Source organism: Acetobacter garciniae, assembly GCF_017377735.1.
GTDB lineage: Bacteria > Pseudomonadota > Alphaproteobacteria > Acetobacterales > Acetobacteraceae > Acetobacter > Acetobacter garciniae.
In genome coordinates, this window is the sequence record NZ_JAFVMH010000004.1 from 142,588 (window position 1) to 162,555 (window position 19,968).

Sequence of the window (19,968 nt, forward strand, 5' to 3'; positions counted from 1 at the left end):
ATCGCGGACATGTTCGAAAATGCGCCGTCCCGCCTGCCCGCTCATCGGAAACGCCCTATAGGAAGCCTTGGACAGGTGCTCCGTTGCCAACCGCGCGCGCTCATCCATGCGGGCGGGCCAGTCGCGACAGGCTTGCCCCACCCCGGCGCAGCACGGCGGTGGACCGGGCCGTTTCCGCTGCTATGTCTTCAAGATGTTTACAAAATGCCATGAGCGCATCATCACTGGCGCGGGCGGGTATCATCAGGCCGACTTCGCGCGAGAGATCGCGATCCTCCATGGGCAGGACACGGATGTTGGGCATGAAACTGACCGCCAGCACATCGGGCACGATGGCGCAGCCGATATTGCTTGCGACCATCTGCAGAATGGTGTGCACCTCTTCGGTCTCGAACACGGTGCGGGGCGTGACCCCCCGCGCCTTGAGAAAACGGTCTACCCCACGCCCGCCGAAAGACCGGCTGTCATAGCGAATGAACGGGCAGGACAGGATGATCTCCTTCCACAATTCACCGGGCGTGTCCGCGGGAACCACCATGACGTAATCCTGCGTCAGCAGGCCGCGCCATGTCATGTGCGACATAAGGCCGAAGGGCGGGTGCACCAGCAAGGCTGCATCCAGTTCACCCGCGTCAAGCCGGTCCAGCAGCGCCATGGACGTACCCGAGGACATCTGCACCACCAGTTCGGGGAATTCGGTATAAAGACGGGACGCCGCCGGGGCGAACAGCGTGGTTTGTGTGGTGGCGATCGCCCCCACCCGCAGAATCCGCCCTTCGACCCGGGGGGGTGTCTGGTCGCGCAGGCGGTCAAAAGCCCCGATAATATCTTCAACCGTGGGGATAATGCTGCGGCCGACCCGTGTCAGGGATACGGCCCACCCGCTGCGGTCGAAGACCTGATAGCCCAGTTCGCGTTCCAGCCTGCGGATCTGCGCGCCAATCGCGGCCTGTGTCAGACCGATGCGTTTGGCGGCGGCAGAAAAGCTACCGGCCTCCGCCACCATCAGAAAACTGCGCAGTTCTGAGATCATTTCTAAAAATTCTTTTTTGATGTTTCCAAAACTTGAGCATGTTTTTCTTTCAAGCAAAAGAAAAATCTAGCCGCCTGCGCGTACCCTCGCAGGTCGTAACGCCAAAGGAACCGACCCGCCGCAATGGGCTGCGCTGGCGTATCATGTCAGAACAATCGTTGTACGACAAATATGTTATTACAAAAAGTTGATCTTTTGCAAAGACTGGAACAATCAGCCATCCGCACGAAAAGACAGCTGCACCGGGCCAGAAACACCCCCTTGGAGTCGCAATATTCATCCATCGTATAAATTAAGTTGCCACCCCATTATGTATATGTTTTATAGACGTTGTGATTCCGTAATGTTGCCACCCCTTGACGGACGCCCCAGAACCGCACGGAACCGCCGCCCGGATCGGAAGATTTTGGAAATAGCATGAACTTGCAGAACACGGCCTCACCCTCCCAGGGGCAACCCACCCGTTTCCGGTTTGTCATTTACGTTCTCATTATCGCGATGTGCGTCGTCTGCTATGGCGACCGGGCGGCCCTTTCGGTCGCCATGCCCGGCATCGCCACCGAATTCGGGCTGAATTCGGGCCAGACCGGCTGGGTGCTGTCCAGTTTCCTGTGGTCGTATTTCATTCTCAACCTGCCCAGCGCCATCCTGCTGGACAGGCTGGGCACGCGTGTCATGGGTGTGCTGGCAGTCACGCTGTGGTCCATGGCCATGATTCTGGGCAGCCTAAGTGCAAGCATAGGCGCGTTCATTGCAACACGTGTCCTGCTTGGCATTGGAGAGGCCCCGGCCTTTCCGCTTGGGAACAAGGTTGTGCGGCTATGGGCGCCCGTGCGCGAACGCGGCGCGGTCATGACGGCCTTTGTCTGCGGCATTCCAATCGGGCTGGCCTGTGGTGCCGCCGCAAGCACATGGCTTATTACCAGTTTTGGCTGGCGCACGGCATTTGCAAGCCTGGGTGGCCTGGGGCTGGTCTGGGCCGCCTGCTGGCTGTTTATCAGCCCACGCGGCGACAAGGCGCGCGACGGCAGAATTCGTGAAGTCCTCTCCGTGCCCACGCTGTTTCGCTGCCGCGCTTTCTGGGGGATCATCATCTCCCAATGCTGTGCGAATTACGCGAATTTCCTGCTCATGTCGTGGATGCCGATCATGCTGCGCGATATTCTGCATCTCAGCCTTGCGCAATCGGGCACGTATACGGCCTGCGCCAATCTGGGGGCGGCCGTGCTTTCGCTCATTGCCGGAAAATGCGGGGAATATTTCGTATCCGGCCATGCGTTGATGCATGGTGAACGCCGCCGTGTTGTCAGCCTTTATCTGGTACTGGCCGCCACCCTCGGCTTCCTGCCATTCTGCCACACGACGTTGAGCGTGGTTGGCGTGCTGGCGTTCTCGCTGGCCTTTGTCGCCGCCGCCGACGGGGCCAACATGGCGCTGCTGGCCGACCTGCTGGTCGATCACGAACTGCTGGGCTCGGTCACTGGGCTGACCATGACCTTCAGCAATGGCGTGGGCATTCTCGCCCCGATCATGACCGGATACCTGTTGCAGGGCACCGGCAGTTTCCACGCCGTTTTCTATATCATGGCAACGCTGCTCCTGCTGGGCGCGCTCAACGCCATGATCCTGCCCCGCAGCGCCGTGCGCGCCCGCCCCGACCAGCCCGCCTGACAGCAAAAACCCCTTGCAACGCCTGTTGCAAGGGGCCGTGCCCGACAATGGGGCGGAGGCTGGACCTCCGCCGGGCCGTATGGCCGGATTATTTCAGCACGTTCGAGCGGTCTTCGCGCAGCCCGTGCAGGCCCTTGTAATCGGAACGTTCGGGGGGCACCCACCCCGCCAGCACGTCCGGCCTGGTTTCATAAACCTCGATCTGGAGCGGGCGACAGACCGAGACTGTGCTCGTCACTGTTTCGTCCCCCCACATGGGCAGGGACAGATCGCCCCCCGGGCAGGTCGAAATCGCGCATAGCAGATCGACTTCGGCGAAAAATTCCAGATATTCGCCAGGCTTTGCCGGGCATGCCTTCATGAAATACTGATCGTCCTGGTTCAGGCCCGTGACCTGGAACACATTGAGCACGTCATGCACGTCGAATTCCGTCAGCCGGTACGGCAGGACCGCACGCGTCAGGTTGGAATGGCAATGGTGGTCGAATTCCTCCCCCGTCAGCAGTTTGTTGACGTATGGATCGCAGCGCGTGCCCAGCAGGTCGTGAACCCGGCCGCCATATTCATCGACCCCGTAATCGGCCAGGGTATCGGCCGTAATCGTGGCCAGCGGACGCATGAAAGGCAGGGTGGACCAGATACGGTTGAAGGTGGTCAGATGCGCGCTTTCAAGCTGGCGCGTGCGGGCTGCCCACATGCGTTCACGCGGGTCGTGACGGTACCAGATATTCAGATCCCCCACCTGCGGGCCTTCGGGGGCGACGACGCGAAAAATCTCGCCCTGCTTGACCTCCCACGCGTAACCGCTGCGAATGGGCACGACTTCGCTCAGGCGCGGGGCACGCGATGTCGCATCTGCCGAGACGGCCTTGTAAAAGGCCTTGTCGACAGCGTAACGGAAGTCATCGGGGATCTGGTAGGCGGCTGGATAATTCTTCATGTCGGTTGTCCTGTCATGATCTGAAAAATCAGTGTTTCGGAGTAGGTGAGGTAATCGTGCAGCAAGTCCGTTGCCGCCTTGACCTGCCCGGCCCGCAAAGCCTCGAAAATGGCGATATCCTTTGCAAGCCAGGGTGATTGCAGATGTTCCTGGTCCGCCACTGTCTGGAAAACCAGGCGCATTTGCGCGCAGATCGTGTCAAAGAACTGCGAAAGCTGATCGGAACCGCATGCATTGACCAGCAGGCGGTGGAACAGAAGGCTGGCCGTGCCGGCCAGAAGCCAGTCCCCATTGCGGGCCGCCGAACGGGCCTGGGTAAAGGCTGATGAAAAGACCGGCTCCAGTGCGGTCCATTGCTGTGCGGGCACCCGTTCGCAACACCCGGATTCAATCAGGTGGCGGATCATGTAGAGTTCGCGGATTTCATGCGGGGCCAACTGCCGCACGAAGCTGCCGCGGTTGCTGATAACCGTGACAAGCCCCGACTGGGCCAGGGAATGCATGGCTTCGCGGATGGTATTGCGTGAAACACCAAAGCGCTCGACCATCTGCGCTTCCACCAGCGCCTGGCCGCTGACCAGGGCACCGTTGAGAATATCGTCACGCAGCAATTGGGCAATGCGCACCGGGCGGGAAAGCCCGCTGGACTTTGGCATGGTACCCCTGCTTTCCCGAACCGGGATGCGGCAGACCGCACCCCGAAAAATCGTTCAACAAAAACATGTGTGTCAGGGAACAGACCTGCCGATTCCATAGGCTGAATAGCCCGATAAACCGCTATTCAGCACAGGAAATCCCGTTCCGTTCCAAGTCTAGAATATGCAATGGAAACGACCTCCGTCAATATATTGTTCAACAATTTATGCGATTGTGAACACCCCCGCCAGACGGTGCCCTGTGTCCGGGCAGCCATAAAAAAAGCGGGCTGTCGCGATCCATCTCGCGAGCAGCCCGCCTTTGCGGCTTCAGGCAGCAGGAGCACGGCCTAGGCTGTTTTCCGGCGTCCAGCCCCCCCGAAAATGTTCAGCCGGGTTGGAAGCAGCAGAAGGGCGACACTGCCCAGAATGACCACCATGCCCACAAGGGAGAGCAGGGCCGGACGTTCGCCCAGGATAAGCGAGCCCAGGCAAACCCCCACGATCGGGTTGACATAGGCGAAGGTCGAGGCAATTTCCGGCCTGAACGTACGCACGACCGCGACATAGGAGCTGGGTGCGATAACCGAGCCGAACAGCACCAGAAATGCCAGCGCCCCCCATTGCTGGGGGCCCACGTCAAAATGCGGCACATCGTGAATGGCCAGGGCCACGCAGGACAGCCCGACAGCACCCGTCGCAAGCTGGGCGCTCGCAATCAGCCCGCCAGGAAAGCGTGCGGCAAGCGGGCGTTGCAGCACGGTGCCTGCGGCCCAGCTCATGGCGCCAAGCTGCAGCACCAGCATGATCAGCAGCGGGTGCCCCTGCCCATTACCTGCCTGCCCGCCATGGAAAGTGGGCCAGACAACCATGGCAAGGCCCGCAAGCCCCGTCAGCAGGCTGAGCACCATCCGGCGCGAAATTCTCCCGCCCCCGAAAAGGCTGTCGAACAACGCTGTCCACAGGGGAATGACCCCCATGGCCATGACGATAAAGCCCGAACTGGTATAGCGCGCGCACGCCGTGGCCAGCGTGTTGCCCCCACACCAGAGCAGGACACCGCAGAACAGGCACAGGCCGATATCGCGCCCGCGCACGCCCGCGGGCCAGCCATGGCGCAGAAGGCTCAACGCGCCCAGGACGGAAGCGCCGATGATTTCCCGCGTGATCTGCAGTTGCAGCACGCTCATGGCATGGGGACCTGACAGGCAGATCTTGCTGGCCAGGTACGTGCTGCCCCAGATCAGATAGATCGCAACCAGATGGCCGTACGCGCCCACAGGTATGCGTGACCGGGCCGCGGAATCAGAGGGCGGCAATGACGCCGATCTCGACCGTGAATTCCGGTGCGGCCAGGCGCGATTCCACACAGGCACGGGCCGGTGTCTGCCCCGGCACGATCCAGGCGTCCCACACGCCGTTCAGTTCCGCGAAATTGGCGATATCGGCCAGCCAGATCGTCGCGGACAGGATACGCGTCTTGTCGGTGCCCGCTTCGGCCAGCAGCGCGTCGATACGGCTGAGAATGTCGGCTGTCTGCTCCGCAACGGAGGTGCCGGGCGCACCCAGGGCAACCTGGCCGGCCAGGTAGACGGTGTTGCCATGAATGACGCCCTGGCTCATACGCGGGCCTGCGGAAAGACGCTTGATATCGGACATGATTTTTTCCTTGGTCTTGGGTTTTTGGTAAACGATCTGGAGCCAGCAGCCTCTTAACCCGCCAGCCCCATGGTGAACAGACGCCCCGCATCCACAACCGTGTCATCCACACCGGCGGTGCGGAGCATATGCCAGATCATGGCGTGGTTGCTGGACGTGACGGGAACGCCCGTCGCCGCCTCGATTTCCGCCACGGCCTCGGCCACGCGCAGGCTCGTGCAGGAAACGAACAGCATGTCGAAGCCGCCTTGCGCGCTCATGCGCCGCGCCGCATCGATAATATCGGCCACGCGGATCCGGGCCACTTCCAGGTCATCGCGCCGATCGAAGGTGGCCATGGCCGTGACATGCACGCCCCGCCCCGCGAAATAGGCCGCGATTCGCAGGTTGATTTCGGCAACGTAAGGGGTGAGCAGCCCCACACGCCGCGCCTTGAACGCCGCAATGGCGGCCAGCGCGCCGGTAATGGGCGTGGAACAGGCAACGCCGGGCCTTGCCTTGCGAATTTCGGCAAAAACCGCCTCTTCGCCCAGCACCATGGTGGCCGAGGTACAGCCAAACCCCACCACGTCGAGCTTGCAGCCCGGCAGGATCAGATCGGCCGCGGGGGCAATGCGGGGCTGGATGGCGCGCAGGGTTTCGGGGGTTATGTCGGCATCGTTCCACAGGCGGGCCACATAGGGCACCACCCCGGGCATGCGGATCAGTTGCGCCGCTTCAGGCTCCAGCGTCTGGTCGGTCGCCAGCACGACCAGGCCGAGCGCCGCACGACGTGCAGCACCACCATCGAGGGAGGAAGGCAGCACGCCCATATCGAGCGGGGGCGGAAACGTGCTCATGCCCTGTACCCCAGCCCCTGCATGGGAATGGCGGGAGCCCGGCCCGCGATCAGGTCGGCCACGATCCGCGCGGACCCATGCGACATGGTCCAGCCGATATGCCCGTGCCCGGTATTGCAGAAAAGATTGGCAAAACGCGCCCGGCCCAGAATGGGCAGGTTGGTGGGTGTCATGGGGCGCAGGCCGGACCATTCATTGGCGTGCTCGTAATCCCCGCCATCGGGGAACAGCGCCTGCGTGACCGAGCGCATGAAGGTGAAGTCGGACGCCTTGTTGCTGTTATCGTAACCTGAGAACTGTGCGGTGGCGGTTATGCGCAGCCGGTCGTCAAAACGGGTGATGGCGACAAGGTTGTGCTCGTCCACCATCCCGACCGTGGGTGGTGCCTTGTGCTGGCCGATCGGCACGGTCAGCGCGTATCCCTTCACCGGGTAGATGGGCAGGCTTATGCCCACGCGCCGCCCCAGCAGGGGCGAGAAGGAGCCCATGGCCAGCACGTAGGCATCCCCCCGCACGATGCCCTGGTTGGTCAGCACGCCGTTTACAGTGCCCCCATCGGTTTGCAGGTCGCGAATGACGACACCGGTCATGATCTCGCCCCCGCGAGCCGCGACCAGCGCGCCCAGCCCACGGGTGAATTTGGCGCAGTCTCCGGTTTCATCCGTGGGGCAGTAAATCGCACCTGTAATGCCGGGGGCCGCCCCCAGCACGGGGTCCACCTTCGCCACCCCGGCACGGTCGAGCATCTGCACGACCTGACCATCGGATTCGAGCAGCTTCATGTGCTGGGCGCCCGCCTCCATCGCCGCATCGCTGCGATAGGCATACAGAATACCGCGCGTGTTGCGGTCATAACGCAGGTCTTCCTCGGCCACGACCTCGCCCAGGATCTTCTGGGAATAGGTGGCCAGCCGGTGCTTGAGCAGCGTGTTACGCCGCGCGCGTTCATGCGTGCACTGGGCAAGGAATTCCAGCGACCATTTGTAAAGATACGGATCGGCCGAAAACCGGAAACGCAGCGCCTGGTCCTTGAGGAACAGCGATTTCAGAAGCGTTTTGGGGGCCGCGGGCGATGACCACACAAAGGAATGCCCCGGGGCGATCATGCCCGCATTGCCCCAGCTTGTTTCTGCGGCCAGGCTTTCCTCGCGCTCGATCACAACGACCTCGTGCCCGTCTTTTTGAAGCTGATAGGCCGTGGACACACCCACGACACCGCCACCAAGAACTACGACCCTCATCCCGGACCCATTCCTTCCTTCAGTTCGTGTAAAGACGCAGCAGGCCGTCGGCCACGCCATGATCGATCTCGCGCGCCGAAGCCTGCAGATGCGCGCGGACCAGATGCGCCGCCTGCGGGGCGTTGCCGTCCAGCAGGGCGTTGAGAATATCGAGATGGTCGGCCAATGTGCGGGCCTGGCGTTCGGGCCGTTCCACATTGATCCGCCGCACGAAACGAATGCGCGCGTTGATATTGCGCAGAATCTTCACCCGCTCCGCATTGTCGCTGACCCCCGCCAGGGCCAGGTGAAAGGCTTCGTCCTGATCGACCATGTCCTCGATCGCCTGGCCGGGGGCCGACAGCGCAACCCAGGCCGCGCGCAGATCCACCAGCCGGGCGCGCAAGTCGGGCTCCGCCAGGCGATCCGCAAGGGCCAGAAGGCCCCCGGCCTCCAGGTCGGCGCGCACGGCGTACAGGTCGCGCAGTTCGCGCGGGTTCAGGCGGCGGCAGAAAAAACCCTTGCCCGAAACACTTTCCACCAGCCCTTCGCTGGCCAGACGGTTCAGCGCCTCCCGCACAGGAGCACGGGACATGCCCAGCACGCGGGCGAGGGAGACCTCGTTCACGTGCTCGCCCGGCCTGAGCTCGAAGCTCACCACCATGGCGTGCAGATATTCATAGGCGCGGTCGGCTGTGCTTTCCTGCATGGCGAACTCCCTGCCGACAATACTGTCGACAGACCTGTCGGCTGGCAAGCGTTAATTTACGATTCGCAATGTTCTGTCGAAAAAACAGTCTCCTAGCTTTCGGACCGGGCGATTTCCTTGCGGTCTTGGGCGCGCAGCCTTGGGTGCATGTAGCGCGCGTATTGCACGCCAATCCCGTGGAACGGCACCGTGCGCAGGCGTGTCACCGGTACTGGGGCATCGCGCTCGGCCACCTCGCCCAGGGCGAGACCCGCCGCCATGGCCCCCCACGCAACGCTGAGTGCGACCCCCCGGCCGGAATAGATACCCGCGAAATTCAGCCCCGGGGCCAGCGCCATCAGCCTTGGCAGGCGGTCGGTCACGGCAGCGATCGTGCCTTCCCAATAGCGGTCGGCCATTTGCAGAGGCAGGCCAGGAAAAACCTTGCGCAGTCGCTCCGCCACGGCCCGCCGCCCCCGATCCGCCGCGTCATGCCAGAGCGTGTGCTGGCCAACCATGGCCAACCCACCCTGGGAATCGTAGCGGAAGGCGCAGATCGCCCGGCTTGTATCGGACACCCCTTCGCGCCCGGGCAGGATACGCGCCTGCCACTCCGGAGCCAGCGCGCCGGTGGAGACCTGATAAACCCGCACCGGCACGGAAACCTTGCCAATACCCGGCCAGAACGCCGATTGCGGCAGGTTGGCCGTCACCAGCACTTCGCGCGCGAGCACACTCCCCCCCGGGCAGGTCAGCAGCCAGCGCCGGTTCACCCGCTCCAGATTCAGCACAGCAGAGTCCTGGCGGATATCCACCCCCGCATCCCCCGCAATCCGCGCCATGCCCTGGCAGAATGCATAAGGATTGAGATACCCGCCCGATCCCGCCTTCCACCCGCCGTAAAAAGCCGAGGAGCCGATATGGGCGGTCATGGCATCCCGGTCCAGCCATTCCGCCTGGTGGCCCCTGTCCTTCCAGCCTTCGTAAACGCTCCGCACGCGGGCCAGGGCAGATGTGGCGTGACAGGCCTGAATCCAGCCGTTCTGCACAAAATCGCAGGCCAGCGCATGGTCGCGGACCAGCTTTGCAACGCCATCGGCCGAACCGCCCACCATCCGGTTGAAGATCGCACCCCGATGCGCGCCGAACCTTGCCTCGATTTCCTGGGGGGTGTGCCGCCCGTAATGGGGAATGACCTGGCCGTTATTCCGCCCCGACGCGGCCTGGCCGATCTGCCCTGCATCGAGCAGCACCACCCGCGCCCCGGCCAGTGCAAAATGCCGCGCCGCGGCAAGCCCGGTCAGCCCCGCGCCAATGACCGCCACATCGGTTTCGATATCCGTATCCACGACATTGAGAGGATATTCCGGTTCCCTGGATAACTGGCGCCAATGAAACATGGCGGGTGGCGTGGGGATCATGCTTGCTCTCTCTGGCATGTGTGGGGTGTTCGGGCGGGACAACGCAGTGTTACCCCTGCTCCTGTTTACGTTACCAGCCCGCAACGGCCTTGAGAACCTGCCCTACGGGTGCCCTTGCCCGTACCCTGCCCATCGGGTGCGAAAGGGCCGTGGGGCGCGATTTTCCGCTTGGATCGGGCTGGTGGCGGGCCGGGGCCATGCCGCCCGGCATAACGAGTCCACGCATTATGCATTAGATTACCTAATGCCAAAAACAACATATTTCGCCGTTTAATGGCAGTATTAGAAATGAGAAATTGAATGCCTCGTTGCAATTCCATAACGTGACGTTATGGAAATCGATGCAGCACGCATCCATTGTTTTGCCATGAAGAAAAAGACATGACATCAGACTCCAGCCTGCCAAAAGCATCTTCACCGCGCACCATCCTGGTCACTGGCGGGTCCAGCGGCCTTGGTCTGGCGACCTGCCACGCCCTGGCCGATGCGGGCAATACCGCGATCGGGATTGTCGATATCAATGCCGAAGCGACCGAGGCCGCACTGGCCGAACTGCGCGCCAAGGGCGTTCCCTGCGCCGCCGCCGTGGGCGATATCACCACCCGCGACAGTGCTGAAGCCCTGACGGCCGAGATTGTCAAAGCCCTTGGCGGGCTGACCGGCCTTGTCAACTGCGCAGGCGTTTATCCGCGCCGCCCCATTCTCGACATTACCGATGCTGACTGGGACTTCAGCTTTTCGGTCAATGTGCGCGGGCTTTACAACATGACCATCGCAGCCGTAGCCCGGATGGAAGGGAACGCGCCCGTTCGCAACATTCGTGGGCGGGTGCTCAATGTTTCCTCCATCGATGCGTTCAAGCCGCATCCCAAGAACGCGCATTACGCTGCCATGAAAGCCGCCGTTGTCAGCCTGACGCGCAGCCTGGGGCTGGAACTTGCCCCCAAGGGCATTCTGGTCAACGGCATTGCCCCGGCCGGAATCGCGACAGCCAAGGCGCATGCAGCAGGCTTCGTGCCCGAACTTACGGCGCAGTCCGCCATTGGCCGCGCGGCCGAACCCGAAGACATTGCCGATGTCATTGCCTTCATGATGTCGGATGCCAACCGCTACATGGTGGGCGAAACCGTTGTCACCGCCGGTGGCTACTACATTCCCTGAACGCGATCGCCCTGAACCGCCCCCGACCCGGGGCGGCCACCCCAAACGGCCACGGCCTGTAAAACGGAAAGACAGCAGAATGCATTTTGGCATCTTCAATCTTATGGGCTACCGCGACAATCCCGGTGGCGTGCCAGGCGTTATCAGCGACACATGCGAGATGGTGACCACCGCCGAACAGGCCGGATTTGAAATAGCCTGGTTTGCCGAACACCATTTTACCAATTATTCGGTCTGCATGTCTCCGCTGATGATGGCCGCCCACGCGGCGGGCCGCACGTCACGCATCAAGCTTGGGACCGGCGTGATCGTGCTGCCCCTGTACCACCCCATGCGCGTGGCCCAGGAGATCGGGCTGCTGGATGCCATGTCCAACGGTCGCGCGGTCCTTGGGGTAGGTACGGGTTACCAGGCCTATGAATTCGAACGCTACGGCGCTGATGTGACCCACAAGGTCGATATCTTCCTCGAATACTGGAAAATTCTCGAAGGGGCGCTCAGCGAAGGCCATGTCGCCTTTTCGGGAAAATACATTCAGGAACCCGAAACCGTTTTCTGCGTGCGCCCGGCCAAGGGCATGCCCCCTGTCTATTGCACGTCGCCCCACCCGGTTATTCTCAAAGCGCTTTCGAAGTGGAATTCCACGCCGTTCATCACCGCAGGGTGGCGCGGCAGCCCGGCTTTGCCCGGCATTTTGGAATATGTGCGCAATGCGTGGGTGGCTGGCGGGCTGGATGGCGCGACAATGCCGGTCGCACTCCAGCAATATGTGCATGTCACCGACAGTGCGACCGAAGCGCTGGAAGCGGCGGAACGGGCCCGCTATGTCGGGCGCATGGTCCACGGCCTGCGCGCGCCCGACCTGCACCTTGAAGGCGCGTTCTTCAAGGCCCCGCCCTTGCCGGACGAACCCCCGCTTGAAACCTTCCGCGACAACCTGCTGATCGGCTCGCCCGAATATGTGGCCGAACGGCTGGTGAACGAGATCCGCACGCTCAAGCCCAGCCATTACAACTGCTTCTTCCAGTTCGGGGATATGCCGCTGGCCCGGGCGAAGCGCTCGCTCGAACGCTTCTCGACCGAGGTTCTGCCCCTGGTCGAGCGCGAAGTCGGCCCCCTTTCGGAACTCTAGGCATGACAAACCCTGCTGGCGCCGTCACACGGCTGATGACTGTCTATGTTCCCAGTGCGGGCTCGGCCGAGGCTACGCGATTCTATACGGACTGCATCGGCCTGCCGCTGAAATTCGCCGATGGCGAGCGCTGGGTGCAGTTCGGCACGGGCAACGCCAACTTCGCCCTGGCGGGCGCAAGCGAATACCCGGCCGGGGCGCAAGGGGCGGTCGCGGTGTTCGAGGTTGACGACATGGCGGCTTTCCGCGCCCGGTGCGCCGCCGCAAATGTGACGGAAATGGGCCTGCGCGACATGGGGGACCACGGGCAGGTGCTCACACTCAAGGATCCTGACGGCAATATCGTGCAGTTTTTCAGCAAAAGCTGAGCAACGATCCGTAACAGCCATTACCCGATTTCCCGGCGCGGGCAGGCGCCTTCCTTGCCTGCCCGCGCCACCCTGGGCCCTATCCCCGAGCCCATCGCCAGCCCGCTCGCCAACCCTGCGTGGAGCTTGCCCCTATCGCGCTTCGATATCACGCCCATTCTTGGGCTTTGGGCGCGCCGTCGCGCTCCGTGCCGCGCAGCCATTATAACCCACAGGTTATGATGTGATGAATTTTTCCAGCCTTGAGTGATCGTCCCAGACCTCTACACTCGATGCGTATGGAAGTCTTCGATCCGAAAATTTCCCGCCCCCTTATTGCTGCTGCGCCCCGCGTTTTCGCGCGTTCGGGTCATGGCTTTTTTCGGAGGTTCCGCCCGTGCTCGCCCATTCCCCCAGCCTGACACTGCATGAAAACGGTCTTGAGATCGGCCGGGGCGATAATGCACCCGCCTATTTCAATTATTACTGGCTGCGCGATAACTGCGCGACCTCCTTCGACCCCGAAACACGCGAGCGGGTGTTCGATATTTTTGCGCAAGCCGCGCCACCCACCCCCCTTGAGGCCACGCTCGATAGCGGGGAACTCCGCATCGTGTGGGCGGGGGACAGGCATGTTTCCACCTACCCGCTTGCATGGCTGGGCCGCCACGCGCAGGCCAAACCCCGGCCCGATCCCGCCATCATGCCGCGCAAGCTGTGGTATGCGGATCATTACCCGCATATTCCGCGTTTTGCGCTATCGGCACTTCAAGCCGATCGCGCCACCAGGAAGGCATGGGTGCATACATTGCTGAGCGAGGGCATCGCCCTGCTGACAGACATGCCCGATACCGACCAGGCACTTGAAGACGCGGCCTTCCTGATCGGGGTGCCCCGCCCCACTTTTTTCGGCCTGTATTTTGACGTCAACCTGCATGCCAAGCCCGACAACCTTGCCTATACCGCCAAGGCGCTGGAACTGCATACGGATGTCCCGTCCGAGGACCTGCCCCCCGGCGTGCAGTTCCTGCATTGCCGCGCCAATTCCGCCGAAGGGGGAGAAAGCCTGTTCGTGGATGGGGCTGCGGTCGCGGCCGAACTGCGGCGCACCCACCCCGAGGACTTCGCGCTGTTATGCGAAACCCTTGTCCCCTTCTACGACGAACACGACACCTACGACATGCGCGCCCGCCAGAGAGTGATCGAACTGGACGAACAGGGCGATATTTCGGGGGTGACGATCAGCCAGCACATGGCCGATGTGTTCGACATGGACCAGCATTTCCTGGACCGCTTCTACCCGGCCTTCTGCCGTTTCGGCCGCCTGTTGCAGGACCCGCGCTTTCTTATGCGCTTTCGCCTGAACGCGGGGGAATGTATCGTGTTCGACAACCACCGTATCGTGCATGGGCGGGCGGCCTTCAAGGCCGGGAGCGGGGCGCGCCATCTGCGCGGCACCTACACGGACCGGGGCGAATTGCGCAGTGCCTGGCGCGTCTTGTCAGATGAAGGAAGGTTCCAGCCATGACAGCGGATATCAGCGCCCCCGTGGACGAAACAGCCCTGCGGGTCGACCTGGCCGCGGCCTTTCGCCTGGCGGCACGCTTCGGCTGGCATGAATCCGTCGGCAATCATTTCAGCGCGGCGCTGACGCCCGATGGCCGGCGCTTTCTTATGAACCGCAAATGGCAGCATTTCGCGACCATCCGTGCAAGCGACCTGCAAATTCTCGACGCGGACGACCCCGATGTCATGACCCGCCCCGATGCACCCGACCCATCCGCATGGTGCATTCACGGCCATGCGCACCGGCGTGTGCCCGCAGCCCGCGTCATTATCCATTGCCACCCGATCAGTGCGACAACATTGTCCACCCTGGCCGATCCGCGCCTGCTGCCCATTGACCAGAATGCCGCGCGCTTTTTCGGGCGCATGGCGATCGACCTGGAATGCGGGGGCATTGCCGACCAGGACGAAGAAGGCATCCGCATTGCCGACCTGCTGGCGAGCGCCCCCACGCTGCTGATGGCCAACCATGGCCTGAGCGTGACCGGGCAGACGGTTGCCGAAGCGTTCGAGAATCTCTATTTCTTTGAAAAAGCGGCGGATACGTTGCTGCGCGCCTATGCTACGGGCCGCCCGCTCTCGGTCATGACGGATGAGATCGCGACGCTTACGGCTGAAGGGTGGGATGCGTATCGCGGTGCATCCTTCGCGCATTTCGCGTATCTGAAATCGGTTCTGGATGCGGAGGATCCTTCCTACCGCGACTGAACCCAACGGGGGCACGGACGGGACGGCCATGAAGTTACCGCGTCAGCTCCCGCCCCTGCGCCTGCTCAGCGTCTTTCGCGCCATTGCCCGGCACCGCACGCTGCGCGCTGCCGCACGCGCGCTGAATGTGTCGCAACCGGCTGTCAGCAAATCCCTGCGCGAGTTGGAACAATGGGTGGGGGCCGCCCTGCTTGACCGCAGCCGCAGGCCGCTGGGCCTGACCCCCAGTGGCGAAATGCTGCTGGCCGCGATCGAGACCAGCTTCGGCCTGCTGGCCGACACGCTGGACGACATTGCCCGCCTGCACGCGCAACGCGGTCGCACGCTGCGCATTTCCTGTTCCATCGGGTTTGCGACCTACTGGCTGATGCAGCGCCTTTCGACATTCAGCGTGGCCTGGCCCGATATTGCCGTCAGCGTGATGACAACCGCGCATGACGCCGCCCCCGACGCCCCGCATGCCGATGTCATGTTCCGCTACGGGCACGGCCGCTGGACCGATGGCGACATCATCACCCTTTTTGCCGAACGCATAGACCCCGTCGCGAGCCCGGACTTTGTCGCCCGCCTGCCCCCCGCGAGCACGGACCTGTCGGATATCGCGCTGATCCATGTCGATGTCGATGATGCGTCCTGGAGAAGCTGGAACGGCTATCTGCAACAGACCGGGCTGTCACGGCGGCGCAACGGGGCGGATCTGCGCTTCAACAACTATGTGCAGGCGACCCAGGCAGCCCTGAACGGCCAGGGCATCATGCTGGGCTGGCGCTCCATTACGGGCGACCTTGTCGCAGATGCCCGGTTGCGCCTTGCGGGCCTGCCCCCGGTCATGCCCGAAGACGGCGCCTATCATATCGTCATTCCCCCAGGCAGTGCGGACAACCCGGCCGTAGCCCATTTCGTATCCTGGCTGCGGCAGTTGATCGCGGATGAAAAACACGCATTCCGGAAGGCGGAATAACCCCCGAAAGGCAGCAGAAGACACAGGTGAAGAGAAAACTTGACACCAATGTACACTGCATGCAAATTCGGAGGCATTATTCTGATACGGGAACGTTCGTTATGCGCGCCGATCCTCTGCTTACGCCTTTCACCATCAAGCACCTGACATTCAAAAATCGCATCATGCTTTCATCGCATGAACCGGCTTATGCCGAAGATGGAATGCCAAAAGACGCTTATCGCGCCTATCACGTCGAACGCGCGAAAGCGGGTGTCGCGCTGACCATGACAGCCGGTTCCGCCACCGTATCCACCGACAGCCCGCCCGCTTTCAACAACATCCTGCTTTACAAGGATGAATGCGTACCCTGGCTGAAAGCCCTGGCGGATGAATGCCACGACCATGGCACGGCCGTCATGATCCAGATGACGCATCTGGGCCGTCGCACACGCTGGGACAAGGGCGACTGGCTGCCCTCGCTCAGCGCGACCCATGCGCGCGAACCCGCGCACCGGGCTTCTCCAAAAATTGCGGAAGACTGGGATATCGAAAGAATTATAAAAGACTTTGCCGATGCCGCCGAACGCGTGAAGGCGGCCGGGCTGGACGGGTTGGAACTGGAAGCCTATGGCCACCTGCTCGACCAGTTCTGGAGCCCGCTGACAAACGAACTGTCAGCCCCTTATGGGGGGTCGTTCGATAACCGCCTTCGTTTCATTTTCGATGTGCTGGGCGCGATCCGCGAACGGGTTGGCGAAAAATTCCTGATCGGGGTTCGTTTTTCAGCCGATGAGCGCCAGCCCGGTGGCATAGACGCACAAGCGGGCCTGGAAATCGCCAGTCGTTTCAAGGCATCCGGGCTGGTCGATTTTCTCAATGTCATTCGCGGCCATATCGACACGGATTCCGGCCTGGCCGATGTCATTCCCGTGCAGGGCATGGCGAACGCGCCTTTTCTGGACTTTGTCTCCGCCATGCGCGCCCATACCGGCATGCCCACATTCCACGCAGCGAAAATCTCTGACGTGGCAACCGCGCGTTACGCGATTGAAAGCGGGAAAATGGACATGGTGGGCATGACCCGGGCCCATATTGCCGACCCGCATATTGTCCGCAAGATCATGGCCGGGCAGGAAGACAGGATCCGCCCTTGCGTGGGAGCCACATATTGCCTTGACCGGATTTATCAGGGCGGCATGGCGCTGTGTATTCACAACGCGGCAACGGGCCGTGAACTGACCATGCCCAATGAAATAACCCCTGCCCCGTTTGCCCGGCGCGTGGTTATCGTGGGGGCCGGGCCCGGCGGGCTGGAAGCCGCGCGCGTGGCGGCCGAACGGGGGCACAAGGTTATCGTTTTCGAAGCCGCGAACGAAGCCGGCGGGCAAGTTCGCCTGACCGCACGCAGCCCCCGCCGCAAGGAGATGCTGAGCATCATCGCCTGGCGCATGGCCGAATGCGAACGGCTGGGTGTTGAATTCCGTTTCAACACCTGGGCGGAAAGTGCGGATGTTCTGGCTGAATCTCCGGATTGCGTGATTATCGCAACCGGTGGCTACCCCGACACGCCGCCCCTGGCCACGGGCGAAGACCTTGTCGTATCGACATGGGATATCCTGTCCGGCGATGTCCCGCCCGGCAAGAGCGTGCTGCTGTTTGACGACGCCGGCGATCACGCCGCCCTTCAGGTCGCGGAAATGATCGTGGCAGGTGGCGGAAAAATTGAAATCATCACACCCGACCGGACATTTTCACCCGAGATCATGGGCCTCAATCTGGTGCCCTATATCCGTTCCCTGCAAGGGGACAACGCCGTCTTTACCGTGGCCCAACGCCTTGAAGGTGTTGAACGTTCCGGCAACGGCCTGACGGCGTCAATCGGCAGCGACTATCGCGATTTTGCGCGCAAGGTCGATGTCGACCAGGTTATCGTGAACTGCGGCACCAGGCCCATGGATGAGCTGTATTTCGAACTCAAGCCGCATTCGCGCAACCAGGGTGCTGTCGATTACGTGGCGCTGACTCACGGCCAGAAGCAGGACATATGCAAGAACGCAGACGGCACGTTCGTCCTTTACCGGATTGGTGATGCCGTATCGTCACGCAACACCCATGCAGCCATCTACGACGCGCTGCGTCTTATGAAGGATATATAAGAGTTTCTGAACGTCACCTTTTTTCAAAAAGGTGACGTTCCATGAAGCTTTTATTATTCCCCACGCCACCTGCCTAGGCGGGCATGGGCTGGCCTGTTCTGTCTTTCAGCCCCCACAGCGCCATCAAGCCGATCACGGCACAGACAACCAGGTACCATGCGGGCACAAGGGCGTCCTGGGTTCTGGCAATCAGCCAAGTGTTGACCAAAGGTGCTGTCCCACCCAGCAAGGAAGCCGATACGTTATAGCTGACAGCAAGGCAGGTATAACGGACCGCGCTCCCGAACAGCGATGGCAAGGTAGCAGGCATGGTGCCGTGGAAACACAGCATACCCGTTATCAGCACCGCCATGCAGGCCGATATGACCAGCACGCTGCTATGGGCCTGAAAGGCAAGAAACGCGGGAAGAGCCCCGCCACCAATGAAAAGACACCCCGCGAGGAGCATTGTCTTGCGGCTGATATAATCCCCCATCCAGCCAAAAACCGGTATGAACACCAGAAGGCAGAGCGATATGGCAAGGGACAGGTTGGAACAGAATGTCTGGGAATATCCGGCAATGTTTGCAAGATAGGTCGGCGTATAACCCAGGACGATGTAATACGTGACGTTAAAAGTGGCCACAAGACCGGCGCTGCGCAATAAGTTCGGCCACTCTCCCTTGAAGATATCCCACATCGGGTTCTGCCTTGTGGGCTTGTGGCTTTTCTCTTCCTGCATATGCCGAAATACCGGTGTTTCATCGACATTCATGCGAATATACAGGGCGATCACACCCATCATGCTGGCAAGAAGAAACGGTACCCGCCACCCCCATTGGAGCATTGCCTCCCAACCCAGGCAATAGGTGACACCGCTTACCATAAGTCCGCCGATCAGAAAGCCGGTGGTATTCCCGAATTCAAGCCAGCTTGTCAGAAAGGTTCTTTTTTTATCCGGGCTATATTCCGCAATAAAAATACAGGACCCGCCATATTCCCCCCCGGTGGAGAGCCCCTGCAACAGGCGCATGCCCACAAGCAGAACCGGCGCCCAGACACCGATGCTGCGGTACCCCGGAATGGCGGAAATACAGAACGTGGCAATGGACATGAGGGCAATGCTCGCCACCAGGGCGGTACGTCGGCCATACTTGTCGCCAATGGGACCGAAGAGAAAGCCCCCCAGGGGACGGATCAGAAACCCCGCGGCGAAGGCTGCATAGACGGCAATGAGTTGGCTGAGCTTGTTCGAGACGGGAAAGAAAACCTGCGCCATGACGCCGGACATGGAGGAATAGATTGCAAAATCGAACCATTCGACCATATTGCCAAAGGTGACCCCGGCCACGGCCTTTGCCAAACCGCGCGGGCCAATGTCATGCTGGCCAGCGGCGTTTTCCTGCGGGTTTTCGGTGCCTACACGGGCGCTGTCGGGCGTCATATTCTCTGTCATTGTCGTACCTTCCTTCAAAAGGCGGGTCCCGTCGAGAATATTTTACGACCTGAAAACTTCGATAATCCTGACAATCCCAAGTAATTTTTCCTCATATATCTTCCCTTGTCGATATATTCAGGACAATTGCCCGACGCGCGTGCGCGTTTTACGGAGAATGACACGGCCTTGATAAAACATTTCATCGGGAGTGTCCTTCAGGTCTCCGGCCTATCGTAACGAACCAGCAACAACAAGATGCAGTCATAGGCGCTTTATCGCGCCCCATGAACCTGCCAACGCCAATGCTTCCTACAGGATTGTCCTATGGGCAGCATATGTCGAAACAGTTTTTACGGGCCACCGTCAACAGTCGTGCTGAAACATTAGGGCACGGCGAGAGCATACCCGCCAAGATACTGTATTTATTTTTAC

19 protein-coding genes are annotated in these 19,968 nt (G+C 61.4%); 8 read left to right on the plus strand and 11 right to left on the minus strand.

The genetic code is table 11. The features are described 5' to 3' along the window. Nucleotides 1-100 precede the first annotated feature (100 nt). Nucleotides 101-1,033, minus strand: coding sequence for a LysR family transcriptional regulator (locus J2D77_RS09930; protein ID WP_207846124.1), 933 nt, complete (start codon nucleotides 1,031-1,033; stop codon nucleotides 101-103). Between the two features lie 417 nt (nucleotides 1,034-1,450). On the opposite strand from J2D77_RS09930, the gene J2D77_RS09935 reads away from it, so the two are divergent. After that, nucleotides 1,451-2,704, plus strand: coding sequence for an MFS transporter (locus tag J2D77_RS09935; protein WP_207846125.1), 1,254 nt, complete (start codon nucleotides 1,451-1,453; stop codon nucleotides 2,702-2,704). An 88-nt stretch (nucleotides 2,705-2,792) separates the two neighbouring features. Here the strand turns inward: J2D77_RS09935 and J2D77_RS09940 are convergent, their stop codons facing one another. The 9 genes from J2D77_RS09940 to J2D77_RS09980 all read right to left on the minus strand — a co-directional run bounded on the left by J2D77_RS09940 (nucleotide 2,793) and on the right by J2D77_RS09980 (nucleotide 10,332). After that, nucleotides 2,793-3,644, minus strand: coding sequence for an urea carboxylase-associated family protein (locus tag J2D77_RS09940; protein ID WP_207846126.1), 852 nt, complete (start codon nucleotides 3,642-3,644; stop codon nucleotides 2,793-2,795). Beyond that, nucleotides 3,641-4,300, minus strand: a complete 660-nt coding sequence (locus J2D77_RS09945; protein WP_207846127.1) for a GntR family transcriptional regulator — start codon at nucleotides 4,298-4,300, stop codon at nucleotides 3,641-3,643. The genes J2D77_RS09940 and J2D77_RS09945 overlap by 4 nt, the downstream gene beginning before the upstream one ends. 329 nt (nucleotides 4,301-4,629) lie before the next feature. After that, nucleotides 4,630-5,559: an EamA family transporter gene (locus tag J2D77_RS09950; RefSeq protein ID WP_207846128.1), complete on the minus strand. Its 930-nt coding sequence runs from the start codon at nucleotides 5,557-5,559 to the stop codon at nucleotides 4,630-4,632. A 25-nt stretch (nucleotides 5,560-5,584) separates the two neighbouring features. Further along, nucleotides 5,585-5,938 carry a RidA family protein gene (locus J2D77_RS09955; protein WP_207846129.1) on the minus strand — a complete coding sequence of 118 codons (354 nt, stop codon included), beginning with the start codon at nucleotides 5,936-5,938 and terminating at the stop codon, nucleotides 5,585-5,587. Between the two features lie 53 nt (nucleotides 5,939-5,991). Continuing rightward, nucleotides 5,992-6,777, minus strand: a complete 786-nt coding sequence (locus J2D77_RS09960; RefSeq protein WP_207846130.1) for a maleate cis-trans isomerase family protein — start codon at nucleotides 6,775-6,777, stop codon at nucleotides 5,992-5,994. Further along, nucleotides 6,774-8,018, minus strand: a complete 1,245-nt coding sequence (locus J2D77_RS09965; protein WP_207846131.1) for a D-amino acid dehydrogenase — start codon at nucleotides 8,016-8,018, stop codon at nucleotides 6,774-6,776. Before J2D77_RS09965 ends, J2D77_RS09960 begins: the two co-directional genes overlap by 4 nt. 19 nt (nucleotides 8,019-8,037) lie before the next feature. Beyond that, nucleotides 8,038-8,706 carry a GntR family transcriptional regulator gene (locus J2D77_RS09970; RefSeq protein ID WP_207846132.1) on the minus strand — a complete coding sequence of 223 codons (669 nt, stop codon included), beginning with the start codon at nucleotides 8,704-8,706 and terminating at the stop codon, nucleotides 8,038-8,040. Between the two features lie 92 nt (nucleotides 8,707-8,798). Then, on the minus strand, nucleotides 8,799-10,106 hold the full coding sequence (locus tag J2D77_RS09975) for an NAD(P)/FAD-dependent oxidoreductase (RefSeq protein WP_207846133.1): 1,308 nt from the start codon (nucleotides 10,104-10,106) through the stop codon (nucleotides 8,799-8,801). 70 nt (nucleotides 10,107-10,176) lie between these two features. Beyond that, nucleotides 10,177-10,332: a hypothetical protein gene (locus J2D77_RS09980; RefSeq protein ID WP_207846134.1), complete on the minus strand. Its 156-nt coding sequence runs from the start codon at nucleotides 10,330-10,332 to the stop codon at nucleotides 10,177-10,179. 155 nt (nucleotides 10,333-10,487) lie between these two features. On the opposite strand from J2D77_RS09980, the gene J2D77_RS09985 reads away from it, so the two are divergent. The 7 genes from J2D77_RS09985 (at nucleotide 10,488) to J2D77_RS10015 (ending at nucleotide 18,119) form a co-directional block, all read left to right on the plus strand. Beyond that, nucleotides 10,488-11,267 (plus strand): SDR family NAD(P)-dependent oxidoreductase, encoded by a 780-nt coding sequence (locus J2D77_RS09985; RefSeq protein ID WP_207846135.1) that lies wholly within the window; start codon nucleotides 10,488-10,490, stop codon nucleotides 11,265-11,267. Nucleotides 11,268-11,346: 79 nt separating this feature from the next. After that, on the plus strand, nucleotides 11,347-12,399 hold the full coding sequence (locus J2D77_RS09990) for an LLM class flavin-dependent oxidoreductase (RefSeq protein ID WP_207846136.1): 1,053 nt from the start codon (nucleotides 11,347-11,349) through the stop codon (nucleotides 12,397-12,399). 2 nt (nucleotides 12,400-12,401) lie between these two features. After that, entirely contained in the window at nucleotides 12,402-12,767 is a 366-nt protein-coding gene (locus J2D77_RS09995; RefSeq protein ID WP_207846137.1) for a VOC family protein, read from the plus strand. A 376-nt stretch (nucleotides 12,768-13,143) separates the two neighbouring features. Continuing rightward, on the plus strand, nucleotides 13,144-14,274 hold the full coding sequence (locus J2D77_RS10000) for a TauD/TfdA family dioxygenase (protein ID WP_207846138.1): 1,131 nt from the start codon (nucleotides 13,144-13,146) through the stop codon (nucleotides 14,272-14,274). Further along, nucleotides 14,271-15,020 (plus strand): class II aldolase/adducin family protein, encoded by a 750-nt coding sequence (locus tag J2D77_RS10005; RefSeq protein ID WP_207846139.1) that lies wholly within the window; start codon nucleotides 14,271-14,273, stop codon nucleotides 15,018-15,020. Before J2D77_RS10000 ends, J2D77_RS10005 begins: the two co-directional genes overlap by 4 nt. Nucleotides 15,021-15,048: 28 nt before the next feature. Continuing rightward, complete coding sequence (locus J2D77_RS10010; protein ID WP_207846140.1) at nucleotides 15,049-15,981, plus strand: LysR substrate-binding domain-containing protein; 933 nt, start codon at nucleotides 15,049-15,051, stop codon at nucleotides 15,979-15,981. Between the two features lie 101 nt (nucleotides 15,982-16,082). After that, nucleotides 16,083-18,119, plus strand: a complete 2,037-nt coding sequence (locus J2D77_RS10015; RefSeq protein WP_207846141.1) for an NADH:flavin oxidoreductase — start codon at nucleotides 16,083-16,085, stop codon at nucleotides 18,117-18,119. Nucleotides 18,120-18,192: 73 nt separating this feature from the next. Here the strand turns inward: J2D77_RS10015 and J2D77_RS10020 are convergent, their stop codons facing one another. Beyond that, nucleotides 18,193-19,554, minus strand: coding sequence for an MFS transporter (locus J2D77_RS10020; protein WP_207846142.1), 1,362 nt, complete (start codon nucleotides 19,552-19,554; stop codon nucleotides 18,193-18,195). Nucleotides 19,555-19,968 lie beyond the last annotated feature (414 nt).